This window comes from Flavobacterium sp. P21 (assembly GCF_050632225.1).
GTDB lineage: Bacteria > Bacteroidota > Bacteroidia > Flavobacteriales > Flavobacteriaceae > Flavobacterium.
This window is the reverse complement of the sequence record NZ_CP192585.1, coordinates 2,774,789-2,794,907: the sequence shown is the minus strand read 5'-3', so window position 1 is coordinate 2,794,907 and position 20,119 is coordinate 2,774,789. Positions and strand designations below refer to the sequence as shown.

General features: G+C 35.3%; 15 protein-coding genes. 10 read left to right on the top strand and 5 right to left on the bottom strand.

The window, feature by feature from the left end:
• Positions 1 to 12: 12 nt before the first annotated feature.
• The 8 genes from ACQ9BO_RS13855 (at position 13) to ACQ9BO_RS13820 (ending at position 9,028) form a co-directional block, all read left to right on the top strand.
• The gene (locus ACQ9BO_RS13855) at positions 13 to 2,523 is read left to right on the top strand and encodes a carboxypeptidase-like regulatory domain-containing protein (protein WP_431241197.1); all 2,511 of its coding nucleotides are present in this window, start codon (positions 13 to 15) and stop codon (positions 2,521 to 2,523) included.
• Complete coding sequence (locus tag ACQ9BO_RS13850) at positions 2,490 to 2,783, top strand: hypothetical protein (protein WP_431241196.1); 294 nt, start codon at positions 2,490 to 2,492, stop codon at positions 2,781 to 2,783. The genes ACQ9BO_RS13855 and ACQ9BO_RS13850 overlap by 34 nt, the downstream gene beginning before the upstream one ends.
• 35 nt (positions 2,784 to 2,818) lie before the next feature.
• The gene (locus ACQ9BO_RS13845; protein ID WP_431241195.1) at positions 2,819 to 3,373 is read left to right on the top strand and encodes a hypothetical protein; all 555 of its coding nucleotides are present in this window, start codon (positions 2,819 to 2,821) and stop codon (positions 3,371 to 3,373) included.
• Between the two features lie 4 nt (positions 3,374 to 3,377).
• Positions 3,378 to 4,835 (top strand): RagB/SusD family nutrient uptake outer membrane protein, encoded by a 1,458-nt coding sequence (locus tag ACQ9BO_RS13840; protein WP_431241194.1) that lies wholly within the window; start codon positions 3,378 to 3,380, stop codon positions 4,833 to 4,835.
• The gene (locus ACQ9BO_RS13835) at positions 4,804 to 6,264 is read left to right on the top strand and encodes a hypothetical protein (protein WP_431241193.1); all 1,461 of its coding nucleotides are present in this window, start codon (positions 4,804 to 4,806) and stop codon (positions 6,262 to 6,264) included. The genes ACQ9BO_RS13840 and ACQ9BO_RS13835 overlap by 32 nt, the downstream gene beginning before the upstream one ends.
• Before the next feature lie 180 nt (positions 6,265 to 6,444).
• Positions 6,445 to 7,587 carry a cytochrome-c peroxidase gene (locus tag ACQ9BO_RS13830; protein WP_431241192.1) on the top strand — a complete coding sequence of 381 codons (1,143 nt, stop codon included), beginning with the start codon at positions 6,445 to 6,447 and terminating at the stop codon, positions 7,585 to 7,587.
• 153 nt (positions 7,588 to 7,740) lie between these two features.
• Positions 7,741 to 8,457 carry a DUF6624 domain-containing protein gene (locus ACQ9BO_RS13825; protein ID WP_431241191.1) on the top strand — a complete coding sequence of 239 codons (717 nt, stop codon included), beginning with the start codon at positions 7,741 to 7,743 and terminating at the stop codon, positions 8,455 to 8,457.
• Complete coding sequence (locus tag ACQ9BO_RS13820) at positions 8,426 to 9,028, top strand: DUF6624 domain-containing protein (RefSeq protein ID WP_431241190.1); 603 nt, start codon at positions 8,426 to 8,428, stop codon at positions 9,026 to 9,028. The genes ACQ9BO_RS13825 and ACQ9BO_RS13820 overlap by 32 nt, the downstream gene beginning before the upstream one ends.
• Here the strand turns inward: ACQ9BO_RS13820 and ACQ9BO_RS13815 are convergent, their stop codons facing one another.
• From ACQ9BO_RS13815 to ACQ9BO_RS13795, 5 genes are all read right to left on the bottom strand, one after another.
• Positions 9,029 to 11,029 carry a heavy metal translocating P-type ATPase gene (locus ACQ9BO_RS13815; RefSeq protein ID WP_431241189.1) on the bottom strand — a complete coding sequence of 667 codons (2,001 nt, stop codon included), beginning with the start codon at positions 11,027 to 11,029 and terminating at the stop codon, positions 9,029 to 9,031.
• A 478-nt stretch (positions 11,030 to 11,507) separates the two neighbouring features.
• Positions 11,508 to 12,776, bottom strand: a complete 1,269-nt coding sequence (locus ACQ9BO_RS13810) for an efflux RND transporter periplasmic adaptor subunit (RefSeq protein WP_431241188.1) — start codon at positions 12,774 to 12,776, stop codon at positions 11,508 to 11,510.
• A gap of 2 nt (positions 12,777 to 12,778) precedes the next feature.
• Entirely contained in the window at positions 12,779 to 14,020 is a 1,242-nt protein-coding gene (locus ACQ9BO_RS13805; protein ID WP_431241187.1) for a TolC family protein, read from the bottom strand.
• A 153-nt stretch (positions 14,021 to 14,173) separates the two neighbouring features.
• Complete coding sequence (locus ACQ9BO_RS13800) at positions 14,174 to 17,293, bottom strand: efflux RND transporter permease subunit (protein WP_431241186.1); 3,120 nt, start codon at positions 17,291 to 17,293, stop codon at positions 14,174 to 14,176.
• A 107-nt stretch (positions 17,294 to 17,400) separates the two neighbouring features.
• Entirely contained in the window at positions 17,401 to 17,724 is a 324-nt protein-coding gene (locus ACQ9BO_RS13795) for a DUF6660 family protein (RefSeq protein WP_431241185.1), read from the bottom strand.
• A gap of 303 nt (positions 17,725 to 18,027) precedes the next feature.
• Here ACQ9BO_RS13795 and ACQ9BO_RS13790 point away from each other — a divergent pair, with 303 nt between their 5' ends.
• Both ACQ9BO_RS13790 and ACQ9BO_RS13785 read left to right on the top strand, forming a co-directional pair.
• Positions 18,028 to 19,149, top strand: a complete 1,122-nt coding sequence (locus tag ACQ9BO_RS13790; RefSeq protein WP_431241184.1) for a hypothetical protein — start codon at positions 18,028 to 18,030, stop codon at positions 19,147 to 19,149.
• A gap of 3 nt (positions 19,150 to 19,152) precedes the next feature.
• A complete protein-coding gene (locus tag ACQ9BO_RS13785) occupies positions 19,153 to 19,935 on the top strand; it encodes a porin family protein (protein WP_431245119.1) in 783 nt (260 codons plus the stop codon).
• Positions 19,936 to 20,119 lie beyond the last annotated feature (184 nt).

The window sequence follows — 20,119 nt, the reverse complement described above, 5'->3', positions numbered from 1 at the left end:
AAATAAATAAACATGACATTTACGGCACACCCTGCTTCAAGAAAAATTCTGTTTTTCTTAGCTCTCTTTATATCTATTTTTAAAGGATTTTCACAAAATAAATTAATAACAATACATGCCAAAAACAAACCTATAAGCCTAATTATCAAAACGATTGAAGAGCAAAGCGATTTTAGGATAATTTATAATGCACGAAAAATCGATGCCGAACAATTAGCCGACTTGGATGTAAATAATGCAACTTTAGAAACAGCTCTTAAGCAATTATTAAAAAACAAAAACATTTCGTTTTACATTCAGAAAAAACAAGTTTTATTGACAAGCACTGATTCTAAAGAAGCTTTAGATTCAAATGGCAAGGAGACAGAAAGAGTGATACACGGAACTGTTTTTGGCGCAAAAGACAAAATGCCACTTCCGGGTGCAACCATTCGCATAAAAGATACGGGAATGGGCGCTATAACCGATTTTAACGGAAAATTTGTTTATCAGTTAAATGGAAATAATATTGATGATATCGTGCTTGAAGTTTCCTATTTAGGAATGCAGACGCAATTTCAAAAAGCAAACAACAAAAAAGAGTTTACTTTTTATCTTGAAGAAGCAACAGATGAGCTTAATCCGGTTGTAATCACCTCATCTTATGGGACTAAAAAATTAAAAGAAGAAATTGTTGGATCGATTTCTACTCTAAATTCAAAAGATATTGCGGTAGAACAAGCCTCTGAATCTATAGACAAAATGATTACCGGACAAGTTGCCGGAGTTTTAGTCGAAAATACTTCAGGAGTTGGTGGTCCGGTGAAGATTAATATTCGCGGACAAGGAACTTTGCCTTCCTTAACCGGAGCAAAAACGGGAACTTCAACACAACCACTTATTATTGTTGACGGTGTTATTATGGGTGAAGAATACGGAATTGACAGTGCTTATTTTAGCGGAAACGGCGATTTTACGGAAAGCTTTGGTAATCCGTTAATGAAAATTGCTCCTGAAAATATTGAAACGATTTCTATTTTGAAAGATCTGCATGACTGTTGGTATTTATGGTGCCGATGGTGCCAATGGAGTTATTCTGATTACAACAAAAAAAGGAAAAAAGGGAAAATGCAATTTGGTTTCTCCAATCAGCTTGGGGTTTCGTCTGCCATTAATCAGATAAAATACTTGAATGGGGAACAATATACCGAACTTCGAAACGAGTTTTTAAAAAATACGACAACTAACTTTGTTCCTGCAACTTACAATGGGGTAAATACTGATTGGTTCGGTTTGTTAAACAGAGCTGGTATTTATAACAAATATAATTTTAATGTATCAGGCGCAACATCAAAATTTTCTTATCACGACAACATCAGTTATACAAAAATTGATGAACCGCAAATGGGAAATAACACCAAACAGCTTAATGCGGGTATTAATCTGGGCTACAGCTCTGGAAAACTGGATATTAATTTAATGCTGAATCCGAGTTTTATTCAAAAAGATGCTCCAAATATCTTTTATTCTTTTGCCTATCTTCCTACTCTTTCACCTTATAATGAAGATGGATCTTACTCTACACTGGGCGTCAGCGGTATGATGCGTGGCAATCCGCTTGCGGCTATAGAACAAAATAAAAATGAAGCCCAAACGTATGGCCTTTTAGGAAGTTTGAGTGTTTCATACAAACTTAGTAATGCGATTCGATTTGCTTCTCTTTTTGGTATGGATTATGCAAAAAAAGATCAAGATCGTTATTTTTCGGCACTAAATGAAAGCGGTCAGCTTCCGGGAACTTTTACGTTAGACAATATCACCTATCCAAGATGGGGACGCCGACTTATTAATGAAAGACATGCTAAAAAATGGAACTGGCAAGGACAAGCCTTATTTGAAAAACAGCTTACAGAAAATCATGCAATTGATGGTGTTGTAGGTTTTGAACTTTCTGAAGATAAAACCGATTTTAGTTATCAATCTGGAGTTGGTTTTGTTAATCCGTATGTTATTAATCCGGTTTCTAATGCTTTAAGAGATGACAATCCAGCAACGGCTTCAATTGATGAACGTACAGCAAATCAGACTTACGGAGGAGAAATTAGCTATAATTCAAGAGTTTCATTGTTCTCTCAGCTAAATTACAACTATAAAAAACGTTATTTTTTATTGGCTAATTTCCGTCGCGATCAGAGTTCTGTTTTTGGCGATGATAGTGATATTGCCAATAATGGCGGTGCCGGAGCGAGCTGGATCATAAGCAATGAAAATTTTCTTAATGGAAGTTCGTGGATTGATTTCTTGAAACTAAAAACGAGTTATGGTACTACAGGAAATTCAAGAATTGGTTCTTACCGCTCAAAAGGTCTATATAATATTGCGCAAAACAATTATAACGGAGGTTCTGGTGCAACAACAGGTACAGCGCCAAACGGCGATCTAAGCTGGGAAAAAACACCAAATTCAACGCCGGAATCGATTTTAATTTTTTTGGCCGAGTGGAACTTTCATTGGAATACTTTTATGACAACAAAAGTGATTTAATTACAACCCGAGATATCCCTACAGAAAGCGGTTACAGTTCTATTCAGTTAAACGCCGCAAGTATGTATAATCAAGGAGTTGAGCTTACAACCCGCATAAAATGGGCAAAAAGCAACGCTTTTAAATGGACAACATCATTCAATATTTCTACTGTAGACAGCAAAGTTACGGACCTAAAAGGTCTAGGAAGCGACTACTCTACTGCCGAACTGGCTTTGGCACAAAAATCGGCTACAGTTCAACCACGGTATGGGGAATAAAATGGGTTGGCGTTGATCCTGCAACAGGAAGAGATTTGGTAACAAAAAATGGCAAAATTTATGACCTAGTAACTTATCGATCTTTATACACTGTGGCTGATTGGGAACCTATTGGTGATACTCAGGCAAAGGCATACGGAGGATTTTATAACAATTTTACGTTCTTCGACAAGTTAATTTTGGCTATTAGAGGAGATTTTCAGTTTGGCGGTGATTTCTTTGCTCCTGATGTTCTTATTGACAAATATTCAAATACTATCAACCGAAATCTTTCAGTAAATGCTGATGATCATTGGCGAAATCCAGGTGATATCGTTTCACAGTCGGCAGTTACAAATTCGCAAGTAACGGCAAATCTCAGCAAATATGTTTATGATGCTACTTATTTCAGAATAAGCAATATCAATTTAAGCTATAATGTTCCAATCAAAAATATTTTCCTCGATACTCTTTCTGTCTTTGCAGATGCAACAAATGTGATGTATTGGTATAAAGAAAAAAGTCCAAAAGGAATGAACGGAATTCGAGAATTCAGCTTTACATATCCACAGGCACGAACAATTTCACTTGGTGTTAATGCAAAATTTTAAGACTATGAATTATTTAAAATATATCACAATAGCAATCCTGATTTTTTCATTGCAAAGTTGCAGTGATTTTCTAGAGCAGGAACCAGGAACTCAAACTTCTATCGATGAACTTCTGCAAAACAAAGAAGGCACTTTAAAAGCTTTGAAAGGACTTTACACAGAAGTTGAAGCCAATGTAAGAAGCGATCGTTTTGTCGCTTATTCTGATTTGCAGGGAGGTAATATCAAATTTACGCCAACTTCATCAGGAAGTAGCAGAGGCCAGATTTCGCCTGCACTTAATGTCCGAGAATTATATTCTTTTGAAGATACTGCGGAAAACAGCAATTTTAAATCGTTCTATGACGACAGTTATGACATTATTAATCAAGCTAATCTAATTCTAGAATATACTCCTAAACTTACAGATGCCTCTGAAACTGAGAAGAATCAGATAAAGGCTGAAGCTTTGACAATCAGAGCTTATGCACATTTTCTTTTAGCACAAGTTTACAGCCAAAATTATAGCTATACACCAGATGCCTCACATTTAGGAATTGTTTACAACAAAGAATCTATAAAAGCCGGGCTCAAATACCCGAAAAGAGAAACACTTGCCACAACCTATTCTTATATTATTGAAGATTTAAAAACAGCCATTTCGAATTATTCCGACGCTTCATTAATGACTGGACCAACTTATTCTTATTTCAACAGAAATAATACAAAAGCACTATTGGCAAGAGTTTATTTGTACAAAAGAGACTGGACAAATGCTTATGATACAGCAAACGATGTGATTACAAATTCAGGTGTTGCCTTAGTAAATACTGCTGATTTTGTTACGCAATGGACACAGCCAGATCTTCCAACTTCTGAAGCACTTTTAGAATTTTCAGTTCCAAAAGACTCCGAAAGTACTATAACATCATCAATGTCAAGTTATTTTGGTGTTAACGAAACCACTTATGCCAATTATGTCGCATCAAATGATTTGTACAATCTTTACGAAAACACTGATTTAAGAAAACAATTATTTATTAGCGTAAATCTTTCGACTTTGGTTAATGGTGTACTCGTTCCTGTTAATTACAACTTTACCCGAAAATTTCAGGATAATGCAGGTTATGTTGCTTTTAGAATAAGCGAAATGTACTTAATTCGTGCAGAAGCCGCGCTGGAAAACAACAAACCTGATCTTGCAATGGCAGATGTCAATACGATTCGTGCTCGTGCAAAAGCCACATTATTGACCAATACAACTAATTTAAAAGAAGATATTCTCCTAGAACGCAGAAAAGAGCTTTGCTTTGAGGGCCATTTATTCTTTGACTTGGCGCGAAATCATAAAGGAATTTCAAGAAATGACGGCTGTATTTCAACTGTTTGCAGTCTGAGTTATCCGTCGCCAAAATATGTGTTGCCAATACCTCTTTTTAATATTAATCTTAATGAAAACTTACAGCAAAATGAATCCTATTAAGATACTCCGCATAGCAGGTCTAGCATTGTTATTGGCTTCCTGTTCAAAAGACGATTATAAATTGGGTTCTGAAATAGAACCGCATTTGAGATTTAACTTTCAAGTTAAAAGTGATAATACACCATTGGAATATCCTGCGGTAAATGGAGGTTTGATAGCGCAATCGAGTTATGTCAACAATTCGGTTAAAACCTTAAAAGTTCCTGTAGCATTGACAACACGCTCATTAAAAAATACGGTAACGGCAAATTTCAGTTCTGTTTCATCAACGGGTGATAATGAAAGTTTTACTGTAAATCCGGTTAATGAATTAGTGTTTCAGGGAAACAAATTGACAGATACTATTTTTGTTTCTTTTGATAAAAGATGGAAAGAAAATCAAAATATTACTTTGAAATTAGAAACGGTATCCGATCCAGAAATTCACATTGGAAATCTGAATTCAGAATATCCAAATGATTCGTTTAAAATTGAGTTAGGAACCATTAAGACAAATTACACTTTTCCTGTTTCGCAGTATATAATCAAAGGCGAAGTTGGGGAAACGATTGACTTTAAAGTGAATTTTCCAAACGGATTTTTTGCCTCTGAATTAGAAAATTTGGAAATCTTTAAGTTCTTAAACGGATTTAATTATTCTTTGACTCATGATGATTTTAGTAAAAGTACAAATTCGGTTACGTATCATTTAACGCTTTTAGAGAATATTCAAAATGACGATGTTTATTATGAATCTTCTATTTCATTAGTAAATGCGGGAAATTACAATGCAACGGGAAATACCATTCTTCAGATTGTAAAACCTATAAAATCGACACGAGATGTAAATGCAAATCCTGCTTCAAAATTCTATGATTTATCCAATCAATTTTACCTGACTTATGGAGAAACTTGGTTTGACAAAAGCGGTACTTGTGCATGGCAGGCGTATAATGCGTTTACTTATCCGGTTGTAGTTACAAAAGACCACGAAAATGCCATTTTATACAGCGATAAAGGAACTGCAAACCCAAATGATGATGTTTATCATGATGCATTCCGAATTGGATTCAATGTTGCAACAGGAACCAATACTACAAATTCATTCAATTTAAAAAGATGGTTTAGTAATGAAGCGACGGCATCGGCTAGTTCTCCCGGATTTAATATTACATCGGCTTTGGAATTTTTCCCAGCAAATGGAAACAGCAAAACAAACGGAAATGTCTTGGTAATTCCGCAATACATTACAATCGCAGGAACAAATAAAAACAGTTATAGCATTGCGATTTCAGGCTCTGGAACTTATAAAGAAATCAGTGCCGGTTTGTTTGAAATTGTTTTTGAATTGAAACTAACAAACGACAAACTTTTTGGCGGAACCGTTACAGCGCAATACAAAATGTACAATAACAAAACCTATCCGAAAACTGCTTGCGTTAACGATTGACTGTCCTAAAGAGAAAGATCTTTAAAATTATGGTTGATGGTTAACTGTTGATGGTTGATGGCGCTTAAGCTTTGTCAAAGTTTAAAACTTTGACAAAGCTTTTGGAGTGTAAAATATAAAGGTTTCAAGTTTCAGGTTGCTACAAAACTTGAAACTTGAAACCTGAAACAAATCAAAAAAATGAAAAAACTAATCTTACCAATCGTATTCCTGTTGGGATTATCGGCTTATAAAACTGCCGAAGAACCAGATTACATCGATATTCAGGAATTACGAAAACTGTATTCCAGTGGTGATTCATCAAAATGGCCAGTCGCAGAATTGAATGAAAGTATCGATAAATCTAAATTTCAAGATATTGGCGTGCTTCCAGATGTTCCATATCCTGCTTACAATCCATATTCTAAGGAAAAAGAGAGTTTGGGAAAGATTCTATTTTTTGATCCGAGATTATCTCGAAGCGGACAAATTGCCTGTGCTTCCTGCCATAATCCTGAATTGGGCTGGACAGATAATTTAACACGTCCCTTTGGACATGACAGACAAACAGGAAAACGCAATTCAATGACGATTTTGAACTCGGCGTATGCCACTTCTTTATTTTGGGACGGAAGAGCTAAAAGTTTAGAAGATCAGGCGCAATTTCCTGTTCAGGATCCTTTAGAAATGAATGAAAAATTGACAATTGCAGTTGATAAAATTGCCAAAATTAAAGGCTATAATTCCTTATTTACAGAAGCTTTTGGAGACAAAAAAGTAACTTTAGAACGCATTCAATATGCCATTGCTACTTTCGAAAGATCAATCAATAGTCCGAAAAGCAAATTTGATCAGTTTGTAAGCGGAAAAGCAGATGTATTTACTGATTCTCAAGTAAAAGGCTTGCATTTATTCAGAACCAAAGCACAATGCATCAATTGCCATAATACGCCTTATTTCAGCGACAATCAGTTTCATAATGACGGACAGACTTTATTCGGAACAAAAAATGAAGATTTCGGTCGTTACAATGTCACCAAAGATGTAAAAGATATTGGCAAATTCAGAACACCTACACTTCGCGAGGTTGTAAACACAAAACCGTGGATGCATCACGGACATTTTCCAACTTTATTAGATGTTGTCGAACTTTATAATTTAGGAAATCCTTCCCCTGTTCAAAAGAAATATCTAGGGACAGCAAGAGATTCTCTGATTCCAAAAGCAGATCCTATGTTGAGAAAACTAGATTTAAATAAAGAAGAAATCACCGATTTACTGGCTTTCATCGAAACGTTAAGCACGCCGACCAGAAGAATCATAATTCCGGAAATGCCAAAATAACAGCAACAAAAATGATTTGTCTTTTTGCCCCAATTAATTACAAATCTGTTAAGCCCTTTTCAATTTTCGGAAAGGGCTTTTATTTTTAACACATTAAATATCAATCACCTAATTATAAAATTTGTATTTTCATCCTTCTAAATATTTCGCATTATGTTTTTGAAGTATATGAAACCGTTTTTGCTTGTATTTGTACTCTTTTCTAGCTTTTATAATTCTAAAGCACAGACAAATTATACCTATGAAGAACTAATTGCGAAGGCTTCTTTATTCCATCTTCAAAAGGATTCTAAAAATGCCATAGAAAATTTCGAAAACGCTTTTTCAATACAACCGCCAAATGCTTTAAATGCATATAAAGCATCAAGTGTTTATGCTTTGAACGAAAATAAAAGTAAAGCGTTTGAATATTTAAACATTGCTCTTGATAAGGGCTGGACTGAAGCCGAAGCGCTTTCAATTGATCCTTATTTTGATTTTCTAAGAAGCAATTATAAAAAAGAATGGGAAGCAATAACAGAACGTGCTTTTAAAAATGAAAAACAATTTGAAAAAACAATAAAACTACCAGAACTCCGCAGACAAATTAATGCAATGACAATTCAAGATCAAAGAATTCGGTATTTAAAAATTCAAACTTCTGATCCCAATCAATTAGCAAATCTCCAACAACAAATCAATGAACTGGATTTTAAAAATCTTACTCAGGCGAAAGAGATTATCAAGAAATACGGCTGGCCAAAAATAAGCGAAATAGGAAAAGACGGCTCTAATAATTTGTGGCTGATTGTACAACACGCTGACCAAGATATTTTTTTCAAAAAAAGCTTTAAATGCAATGCACAAGCTAATTGGAACAAACGAAATTGATATGGAAAATTATGCTTTTTTATATGATCGGGTACAATGTAATCTTAATTACAAACAACTTTACGGAACTCAAGTAAATTGGACTCACAACGGAAAAGCTTCCAGTTTTAGAGGTATTTTAAATGAAACTAAAGTCGATGAAAGAAGAGCCTCTTTTGGTCTTCTTCCATTAAAAATTTATGCATTAAATTATGGTTTTCAGTATTCGCTACCAAAAGCGGAAGAAGCCTTAAACAAAGACAAAAAAGATACTGAAAAGACATTAAATCTGATCAAGGAAGCTAAAAAGCATTATATCACTAAAGAGTACCAAAAAGTATATGATGATTACAATAATGCTTCTATGATTTTAGGAGGAATGTCAAGTGCTCAAAATTATGAAGCCTCTATACTTTTTGCCAAAATTTACAATCAAATTAAGGAAGAGCAATATAGAAGCATTTCATTAGATTTTTTAAGCCTAAATCATCTTAGAGGTGATTTAAACAAGAAAGAATTATTAGCAAATAAAGATTTTCAAAGCTTTTATTCTGAAGAAAGATGGCAAAATATTATACAATCCATTAAATAGTTAAAACCTCATCTTCTGAATTCTGACTGCATTCAAAATTGCCAATAAAGCTACTCCAACATCAGCAAAAACAGCTTCCCACATTGTAGCGAGTCCGCCAGCGCCGAGAATTAATACAAAAGCTTTCACTGCAAAAGCCAAGGTAATATTTTGCCAAACAATCTTTTTGGTTTGTTTTCCAATGTTGATTGCCATTGCAATTTTGCTTGGTTTGTCATCTTGAATTACAACATCTGCGGTTTCTATGGCGGCGTCGCTTCCTAAACCTCCCATTGCAATTCCGACTGTACTTAAAGCGATTACTGGCGCATCGTTTACACCATCGCCTACAAAAGCGATTGTCTCATTTCTGGCTTTAATTTCGTTTACTTTATTGACTTTGTCTTCTGGAAGCAGATCTCCAAAAGCTTTTGCGATTCCGAGTTTATCTGCTACAAACTGAACAACATTGGTTTTATCTCCGCTCAACATAGTCAGTTTTACTCCTAAAGATTTTAGTTTCGAAACGGTTTCTTTGGCGTCCTCTTTAATTTCATCGGCAATTGTAAGATATCCAGCATATTTCCCTTCAAAAACAATTGCAATTGTTGTATAAACTATCGAAGATGGATCAATATCATACGGAATTGAATATTTGTCCAAGAGTTTAAAATTCCCAACAAACAATTCTTTTCCATTATATACTGCTTTTAATCCGTGCCCTGAAATTTCTTCGATTTCTTTTAATTCTATTGAAGAATCAATTGCCCCAACATGATTATGAATGGCTGTTGCAACAGGATGGGAACTTTTATTTTCTAAGACATTGACTAGTTTTAAAATTTCATCTTTATCAAATTCCGGTTTTATGATGACTTCTTGAACTTTAAAAACACCTTCGGTCATGGTTCCCGTTTTGTCAACCACTACATTCTGAATTACCGAGATACTATCAAGGAAATTACTGCCTTTAAACAAGATTCCGTTTCTGCTTGCGGCGCCGATTCCGCCAAAATATCCCAACGGAATGCTAATCACTAAAGCACAAGGACACGAAATAACCAAGAAAACCAAAGCGCGGTACAACCAGTCGCTAAAAACATAATTATCGACAAAAAGCATCGGAATTATACAAATTCCAATAGCAAGAAATACCACAATTGGTGTATAAATTTTAGCAAACTTTCTGATAAACAATTCGGCTGGCGCTTTTTTGGTTGTTGCATTTTGTACCAATTCCAGAATTTTAGACAATTTGCTGTCGCTGTAAGCGGTTGTAACTTTTACTTCGACGATAGTGTTTCCGTTTATCATTCCTGCCAAAACGGTGTCTCCTTTCTTTTTTGTATCTGGTTTGCTTTCACCCGTTAAAGCCGCCGTATTGAATGAAGCAGAATCTGATAACAATTCACCATCCAATCCTAATTTCTCTCCCGCTTTAAGCTGAATAATAGCTCCAATCTGAACGTCTTTGGCTTTGACTTTTACAGCAACGTTGTTTTCTAAAATATGCACCTCATCAGGACGCTGATCTAAAAGTTTTTTAATACTCGTTTTAGCTCTGTTAACTGCCATTCCTTGAAAGGTTTCTCCAATCGTATAAAACAGCATAACAGCAACACCTTCGGGATATTCACCAATCGCAAATGCTCCAATTGTCGCAATACACATGAGCAAAAACTCAGAGAAAATGTCTCCTTTGACAATGCTTTCATAAGCTTCTCGAAGAACGGGAAGTCCAACCGGAAGATACGCAATTGCATACCAAGCAATTCTGACATATCCTGCAAACCAATCTTGCGGAAAATAGTTGTCAAAACCAATTCCGATAATTAGTAAAACAAAAGATATAATCGAAGGCAGAAACAATTTAAACCAACTCCCATCAACATTGTGTTCATGATCATGACCTCCGTGATCGTGTCCGTCATTATCAGAATGCACGGGTTCATCATGTGAACAGCGACAGGAAGGTTTGGCTTTATTTTTTGTACTTTTTATTTCTTTATCTTGATGTATCATTTTTTTGAGTTTCAAGTTTCAGGTTTCATGCTTTAATACCTGAAATTTCTGTTTAAATAATGTTCTAAATTTAAGCATTTTGTGGGAAAGTTTATTGCCACAAAGGCACTAAGACACGAAGTTTTTTTGCCACAGATTAAAAGGATTGGAAGGATTAAAAAAAACTGCTAAATCTGCGCTGAATAAAAATCATTTTAATCTCTTAAATCTGTGGCAAATTTTATTCTTCAATTGCCTCCAGCTTTAGCTGGAGGTTGAATAAATTCTAATTTGTAGGCTTTAGCCATACTTGAGCATTTTGGCTAAAGCCTTTTCTTATTATCTCTTTTTACCTCCAGCTAAAGCTGGAGGCAATTCAAATTAATCGTATAGAATCTTCATAAAAAACTCTGCGTCTTTGCGCCTTTACGAGCAAATTTAATTCCAGCATAAAAAACTCAGCAACTTAGCAACTTAGAACCTTAGCCTCTTAAAAAAATTAGTGTGAATGCTCTCCTCCGCCTTTCATTGCTGACAGCAAATAAAATGCACCTTTTGTTACAATTTTAGCATTGGCCGGAATGTCATTTACAAACTTCACTTCGGTAAAACCTAAATCAGTTGTTCCTGGAATTACTTCTATGGCTTTAAAATGCACTTCTTGTTCGTGTACTTCTTCATTTTCACCATCTTTATGATCGTGTTTTTCTTCGGCTTTTTCATCTTCTTGAACAAACACAAAATATTTATCAGCATTTTTGACAACTGCATCTTTTGGAAGCGCTGGAACAGTTGCATTGGTAATGTTGATATTTGCCGAAACATACATTCCCGGAATTAAACCTTTGGCATCAGCAGGATCGATTTTAGCATGAACAGCAACAGTTTTGCTTTCATTAGAAAAAGATTTATTGATTCCGAAAATTTTTCCTTTAATTGATTTATTTGACTGATTTGTCAGTACAAAATCAATTACTTGACCAATCGAAATCGAACCTAAATCTTTTTCATATACATTCAAATCCAAATGCATTTGGCTATTATCTGTTACTTCAAAAAGTGAAACTCCTGTATTGGCAAAAGCCCCTTTCGCAATATTAATTTTTCCTACATAACCACTTATAGGTGAAACAATTGGCACAACAGATGTTGTTCCTTTTGTATTGACGTGCAAAGCATCGAGTTTGTTTTTTGACGCCTGCGCGCGTGCTCTTTCGGTCGCCAATTTGGCTTTTACTTCCTGAAAAGTTTTTCTCGGATTTATATTTTCATCACTCAATGTTTTTTGGCGATTGTATTCTAACTGCAGATATTCCACATTTGCAATAGCTGACTGGTAGTCTTCTTGCATTCCAATTACTTCTAGATTTTGAATAGTCGCCAAAACTTTTCCTTTGTTTACGAATGTTCCTTCCAAAACAAAAATGTCTTTTACGGTTCCGCCAATCAAAGTCGAAACCTCAGCAGAATTTTGCGGAGGAACTGTTGTATAACCATTTGCTTTAATGACTTTATTAAGATTTCGATCTTCAACAATTCCTGTTTCAATTCCAATTGTTTTGTATTGAGAAACAGTTAACGCCACTTCTGTAGTAGATTTTTCTTCTTCTTGTGGTTCTTCTGCTTTCTTTTCATTGCAACTTGCTATGGAAATAACCGCAAAGCACGCAAAGACAAAACGCAAGGCACGCAAGGAAATTAAACTTTGCGCTCTTTGCGTAAATTCCTTTGCGAACTTTGCGGTTAAATAACTAGATATATTTTTCATTTTTAATTGTTTTTGATGGTTGGGAATTGAAGTTCGATGGCGCTTTGATTATAGCTATGCGTTGCTTCTGCAAATTGTTTTTTGATATCAATTGCCTGATTTAAAAAACTGATATACGACCAGTAACTCATATCACCGTTTGCATAACTTTTCTGTGCTGTTTCAATAATCTGATTGGCATATTGGGATCCTTCATTTTGGAAATACGCTAAGTTTTTCTGCTGTTTTTCGAAGTTATTTTTCAATTCTTCTCTTTGTAAATTCAGCATCATTTTGCTTCTATCTAAAGCCAATTGCGACTGCGAAATGCTGATTTCAGCCGCTTTGGCTTTCGTCGTATTTACGCCACCAAACAACGGAATTTGCAAACCCGCCGTAAAACCCTGAAAAAGAGATTCGGTATTAATGGTTTGTGCAAAATACCCCAAACCAACCTTGGGCGTGCGCAATGCTTTAAAAGTTCCCGCTTCTTTTTGGTAAACCGAAATCTGCTGTTGGTAAAAATCGGTCATTAAAGTCTCTGCTTTTATATTTTCTTGACTTTCCTCAAAAGTATATTGCAAAGAAGTATTTGGGTCGGGAACAATATTTTCATCTGTCTGAATGAAAAATTGCAATTGTTTCTGATAGATTGCCAGATCGTATTCTAACTGTACTTTCTGGGTTTCAATTTCCTTTACTTTGGCTTTAGCGCTTATAACTTCAATATTTCCGCTTTCTCCAGTTTTAAAACGCAGTTCGGCATTTTTTAGGAATTTCGTATAAATATCATTCAATTCTGAATTGAGTTTCTGAATTGAAACCCCATACAAATATTGGTAATAAGCCAATGTAACTGCTTTTTCGATTTCATAAGAAGACAAAGCTTTTCGTTTCTCTGCTAATTTTGCCAATTCTTCCTGCAATTGTCGGTTGGCTTTTGTAATATTTCCTAATGGGAAAAACTGCTGTACCGAAACATTATGGTCAAAATCGGCACTATTAAATTGACCGCCTTGATATTGCACCTGAAGTGGATCTGGCTGAAAAGTCGCTTTCTTTAGAACAGTTTGTTTTTCGATTTCTTTATCGGCAATTTTCAAGTCGATGTTGTTTGATTTTGCAAGTTCTATGGCTTTTTCAAGGCTAATTGATTGTTGTGCAAATGTTGCTGTTCCTGCTAGTAGAAATGCAATTAACCGAAATCCGGGTAACCATCTAAAGCAGAAATTTTTCGATTGATTTTTATATTTTAAATTTTTCATTTTTATCATTTTTGCCTCCCGCAGATCTTGCAGATTAAGCAGATTTTTTCTTTTTAAATTAATCTGCCAGATCTGCTTAATCTGCGAGAAAAATTATTTTCTGCACGTAGCAATAAATTATCTAATTATCTAATTATCAAATTTTCTCATTTACTAATTATCTCTGCGGTTAAATCTCTCCAACAATAAATACAAAATCGGCAAAACGATTAAAGTCAATAAAGTTGCCGAGATTAATCCGCCAATTACAACCGTTGCTAGAGGTTTCTGTACTTCTGCCCCACCGCTTGTGGATAATGCCATTGGAAGAAATCCTAATGAAGCTACGGTCGCGGTCATTAAAACTGGACGCAAACGTGTTTTGGTTCCAATCAAAATTCTCTGAAACGGATCTGAAATACCTTCTGTTTTTAATTGATTGAAATATGAAATCAAAACAATTCCATTCAAAACCGCAATTCCGAACAGTGCGATAAAGCCAATTCCTGCCGAAATACTAAAAGGCATTCCTCTCAGCGAAAGCGCAAAAACACCTCCAATGGCCGATAACGGAATCGCACTGAAAATTAGCAAAGCTTGTTTGGCGCTTTTAAAAGTAAAATACAATAAGACCAAAATCAGCCCCAAAGCAATAGGCAGAGCGACAGAAAGTCTTTTTGAAGCTTCAATCAGATTTTCAAATTGTCCGCCGTATGTCACATAATAGCCCGCAGGAAGTTGGAAACTTTTATCCAATTTTAACTGAATTTCTTCCACTACGCTTTTAATATCTCTTCCGCGAACGTTTAATCCGACAGTGATTCTTCGTTTTCCGTCTTCGCGGATAACCTGAACAGGACCTTGTTCGTACTCCACAGAAGCAACCTGAGAAAGTGGTACTTGCTGGCCATTTGGAAGCGGAATAAACAAATTGCTGACATCGGTAATATCTCCGCGATTGTTTTCATCCATTCGTACCACAACATCAAACCTTTTGCTTTCATCATAAATCTTTCCGGCCACTTCTCCTGCAAAAGACGAACGGATGATTTGATTGATGTCTGAAATATTCAATCCGTAAAGTGCTATTTTATCATAATCGTATTTGATGGTAATTTGCGGTAATCCTGTTACTTTATCGGCTTTTAAATCTCCTATTCCTTCAATTCCTTTTATTTTCGAAATCAATTCTGTCGCTTTTGCATCCAGAACTTCCAAATCGTCACCAAAAATCTTGATTGCAATATCAGATCTGCTTCCTGTCATTAATTCGTTAAAACGCATTTGAATCGGCTGTGAAATCTCAATATTTACCCCAGGAATTACTTCCATTTTTTCTTTCATAGCATTTGCGATTTCCTCCCAATTATGGAATCTGCCTTTCCATTCTTTTTTGTCTTTTAAAACAATAATCAAATCCCCGCTTTCAATCGGCATTGGATCGGTTGGAATTTCACCGCTTCCTATTTTTGTCACAATTGTCTTTATTTCTGGAAATTCAGCTTTTAAAATCCGTTCAAGTTTTGTCGATGTTTCCACCATCTGCGTAAGCGAACTTCCTGTCATAATGCTTGCGTTGATTGCTAAATCCCCTTCTTCAATTGTCGGAATAAATTCACCACCCATATTCTGGAAAATGATAAAAGCAAAAGCAAATAATGCAATTGCGGTGGAAAGAACCACTTTTTTAAATTCTAAAGCTTTTTTCAATAAAGGTGTATAACGGCTTTCAAGCCACGCAATCATTCGGTCGCTAAAGTTTTCCTTATGCTCTGTTTTTTTAGAAAGAAACAAAGCACTCATCATCGGAATATAAGTCAGCGAAAGAATAAATGCGCCAATAATTGCAAAACCAACTGTCATAGCCATTGGTTTGAACATTTTTCCTTCGGTTCCAATCAAAGCGAGAATTGGCAGATAAACAATAAGAATGATGATTTCTCCAAAAGCCGCACTGTTCCTAATTTTTGAAGCCGAATTGTAAACCTCAGCATCCATTTCTTCCTGCGTCAATTCTTTTTTGTTTTTGAATTTCTGCAGATGATGCATAGTAGCTTCAACAATAATTACAGCTCCATCGACGATAATTCCGAAATCTATGGCACCAAGGCTCATTAAGTTTCCACTTACACCAAAGGCATTCATTAAAATAACGGCAAACAGCATTGCCAATGGAATTACTGAAGCCACAATCAATCCAGCGCGAAGATTTCCTAAGAATAAAATCAAGACAAAAATGACGATTAAAGCTCCTTCTAATAAATTTTTGGCAACGGTTCTAATAGAATTGTCTACCAATTTCCCTCTATCGATAAAAGCTTCGGCAACAACTCCTTCGGGAAGACTTTTGTTTATCTGAGCCATTTTTTCGTGAACACGATTTACAACGGCGCTAGAGTTTTCTCCTTTCAGCATCAAAACCATGCCTGAGACAATTTCTCCTTTTCCGTCTTTTGTTGATGCTCCGTAACGTAAAGCGATTCCTTCGCGCACCTGCGCTACATTTCGAACCAAAACAGGTGATCCGTTTCGGTTTTTAACCACTACATTTTCAAGGTCTTTTATGCCTTTTGCCATTCCGACACCGCGAATAAAATAGGTATATTGATCTTTTTCAATATAAGCGCCTCCCGTGTTTTGATTGTTTTTCTCTAAAGCATCAAAAATTTCGGTAATCGTAACACCCAAACTATTAAGCATGTTTGGGTTCACAGCAATTTCGAACTGTTTTAGTTTTCCGCCCCAAGAAGTTACTTCGGCAACGCCTGTAATTCCCTGCAATTGCGGAATAATAATCCAATCTTGAATAGTCCTCAGCTCAATTGCACTGTATTTGTTTTCGTAGCCTTTTTTGGCGTAAACATCATATTGGTAAATTTCTCCTAAACCTGTAGAAATAGGCGCTAATTCTGGAGAATTTACATAATCTGGAATATTTTCTTCGGCTTGTTTTAAGCGTTGAAATATCTGTTCGCGCGCCCAATAAATATCAACGTCATCTTCAAAAACAACGGTTACAACCGATAATCCGAAACGAGAAATACTGCGGAGTTCTATTACTTTCGGAACTGTTTTTACAGCTCTTTCTAAGGGATAAGTAATTAATTGTTCGACTTCCTGACTTGCTAGTGTTGGTGCAGTTGTAATAATCTGAACCTGATTATTGGTTACATCAGGCAAGGCGTCAAGCGGCAATTTTTTAAGCGAATAGCTTCCCCACGCTATGAGCGCAAGGGTAAATAATAGTATGACAAATTTGTTTCGTATACTAAACTGAATGATTTTATCTAACATTTGAATATATAATGACGTGAGAAATTAGACAATTAAATTGTCTGTAAACGTGTGGAAAGTCCACAACTCTCTCGCCCATTTTCAAAACATTGAAATGGGCATAATCACTATGCTATCTGAGGGGGTTGCCAAATACTTCCGTAGAAATCGGAAATAAAAACAGAATTATAACTCGGTAAAGAAATTGAAATTTGATTGTACGTTTTTGGGAACTCAAAAACTACAGCAGATTGGTAGCTTAAAACTTGCGCGCCACAGCAATTACAAGCACAGAATGGAGAACACAAATCGTTATCCTTATCGTGAGAATGATTTGCTTCAGATGAAAACTGGGCAGTCTTATGCATAGCACTATTCACTTCCATATCTGCGCAAGGCATATTTGAAAGTGCCATCAAATAAATTGATAATACTATTGCAATCCATTTCATAGCTGTAAAAATACTATTTATTTTCAAAAAAAGCAAATAACTGATAATGACAAATGTAAAAAAATGAAAGGCGATTAGAACAACACTAAAATTATTTTTAGCTTAATTAACACTTTCTAGAAAAATATTGCAAGTGGTAAGAAAATTTCGTTAACTTTAACATAAATTAACATCTATTAAGCCCAAATTTTTAATTACAAAAACCTAACCTATAAGCAGATAAGATAAAAAGATTTCCATACATACATTAGTACATATTTATTTTTCGCAGTTCAATTAATTAATTTTAAAACACTCTAATCAATGAAATGTAATACACTAATATCAGCCTTTTTATTATTATTCAGCCTTCAGATTTTTGGCCAAGTATATACAAACAAAATTGTAGGCAAAAGCAATGAGCAACTTAAAGACAGTCTAAAAACCACTGAATATCCTTATGCACTTCCGATATGGGGAGAAAAAGTAGCTCAAAAAGGATATAAACTTCCTTATTCAGCAGGGGTTTCAGTAAACTGGTTTTGGCAGGATTCTGAAATTGTTATCAATGATTTAAATATTGGATTTAATCATGGGCCTCAATATAATTTAGATGAAATCGTTCGTTTTGATAAATCTTCCGTAGAAGCAACAGCTTTAACTATTAGACCAGATATTTGGTTGTTACCTTTTTTAAATATTTATGGAATTTTCGGAAAAGCCAATACTGCTACTAAAATCAATGCCGGAATTTGGATTCCTGATGCCAATAACAATTGGTCTGAAGTTGCCAATTTCAGTACAAGGGCAAATTTTGACGCCACAACTTTTGGTCTTGGTATGACCCCAACAATTGGTATTGGAGGCGGATGGCTTGCTCTGGATATGAATATGGCTTGGACCGATATCAGTTCACTTGATAAACCTGCATTTTCTTATATTTTCGGCCCTAGATTGGGTAAAACATTTAAATTTAAAAATCCTGATGAGAATATTGCCCTTTGGGTTGGAGGTTTTAGAGTTCATATTTCTGGAGATACTAATGGCGATCTCCCTTTGTCTGATTTTATTGATTTAAGCACCGCTCAGGCTAAAGTAGATAGCGGACTTCAAAAAGTATCTGAAAACCAGACTAAAGTAGACAACTGGTGGGATAGCTTAAGTCCGGCGGAACAAAAAAATCCGGTTAATATAGCCAAACATAATACAGCAGATAGAGCTTTAGAGAGAGCTGGAACTTTCTTGGCAACTCTAGACGGAGCATTAAGCACAGCTGAAAATTCTTCTGTACAATATTCACTGCAAAAGAGACCAAAAGACATGTGGAATTTTATTATTGGATCGCAATACCAATTCAACAAACATTTTATGTTTCGTGCTGAGTGCGGTTTCTTGGCTAGCCGTACACAAGTATTAGGAAGTTTGCAATACCGTTTTGGACTGTAATTCATTCTATATGAAAAAAGCTTATTCATCGTCATCACTTTCTTTTGTATTTCATCGGCACAGTCACAAGTATTGATTTCTTTGATTTTTGGAGACAAGCTTAACTCGGAGTTTTTGGAATTTGGTCTAGAAGGTGGCGTCAATTTTTCTACCATTTCAAATATGGATTCTTCCGGAACTAATCCTGGTTTTAATCTTGGATTTTATTTTGACCTCAGATCAAGGAAAAATCCGGCTTGGATGATTAATACAGGTGTAATTGTGAAATCTCCTATGGGTGCGCACGGCATTCCAGTTTATCCAACTGGTGACACAAATCTAGACAATACTTTTGCCGGAGGAAGTGTGAACCGCGAAATTCGATATTTCAATGTTCCTATTTTAATTAAATATCAGTTCAAAAACAGAATTTATGTAAAAGCTGGGCCGCAGTTTGGTTTATTGGCGAAAGCGTTTGATGAATTCAAAACGGAATATGAAAAAGATGATGTGATCTACAAAAGAAATATACGCGATCAAATTCATGTTATTGATGCTGGACTTGCGGCAGGTCTTGGCTATCATTTAAATGTTGGAAACGGACTTAATTTTACGGTGCAATATTATTATGGCCTAGTTACGGTAATGAAAGGCGACGGCCCAAATAATCAATTCAATAGATCGTGGTATATTACTGCCGGAATTCCTATTGGAAAAGGAAAAGCTACTCAAAAAAGAGCTGAAAAAGAAGCAGAGCTGAACAAAATTATTCTTCCTGAAGATGAAAAACCAGCGCCGAAAAATTAAGTAGCCTGTTTATAAATAACTCAAAAAAAAATTAAGGTTTGAATACATGGTTTCCAAAACCTTGTAAGTGTCTATAAATATGAAAATAATACCTGCAAGCTGGATTACCAATTAAATTAAACTTATAAAAACTCATTAAAGCTGTTTTTATCCCGCTAGGGATTTAATATTGGTAGAAATTAGT

Coding starts and splice junctions, on each gene's coding strand:
- ACQ9BO_RS13855 (WP_431241197.1), top strand. CDS start 13: ATGACATTTACGGCACACCCTGCTTCAAGAAAAATTCTGTTTTTCTTA.
- ACQ9BO_RS13840 (WP_431241194.1), top strand. CDS start 3,378: ATGAATTATTTAAAATATATCACAATAGCAATCCTGATTTTTTCATTG.
- ACQ9BO_RS13835 (WP_431241193.1), top strand. CDS start 4,804: ATGAAAACTTACAGCAAAATGAATCCTATTAAGATACTCCGCATAGCA.
- ACQ9BO_RS13830 (WP_431241192.1), top strand. CDS start 6,445: ATGAAAAAACTAATCTTACCAATCGTATTCCTGTTGGGATTATCGGCT.
- ACQ9BO_RS13825 (WP_431241191.1), top strand. CDS start 7,741: ATGTTTTTGAAGTATATGAAACCGTTTTTGCTTGTATTTGTACTCTTT.
- ACQ9BO_RS13820 (WP_431241190.1), top strand. CDS start 8,426: ATGCACAAGCTAATTGGAACAAACGAAATTGATATGGAAAATTATGCT.
- ACQ9BO_RS13815 (WP_431241189.1), bottom strand. CDS start 11,029: ATGATACATCAAGATAAAGAAATAAAAAGTACAAAAAATAAAGCCAAA.
- ACQ9BO_RS13810 (WP_431241188.1), bottom strand. CDS start 12,776: ATGAAAAATATATCTAGTTATTTAACCGCAAAGTTCGCAAAGGAATTT.
- ACQ9BO_RS13805 (WP_431241187.1), bottom strand. CDS start 14,020: ATGAAAAATTTAAAATATAAAAATCAATCGAAAAATTTCTGCTTTAGA.
- ACQ9BO_RS13800 (WP_431241186.1), bottom strand. CDS start 17,293: ATGTTAGATAAAATCATTCAGTTTAGTATACGAAACAAATTTGTCATA.
- ACQ9BO_RS13795 (WP_431241185.1), bottom strand. CDS start 17,724: ATGAAATGGATTGCAATAGTATTATCAATTTATTTGATGGCACTTTCA.
- ACQ9BO_RS13790 (WP_431241184.1), top strand. CDS start 18,028: ATGAAATGTAATACACTAATATCAGCCTTTTTATTATTATTCAGCCTT.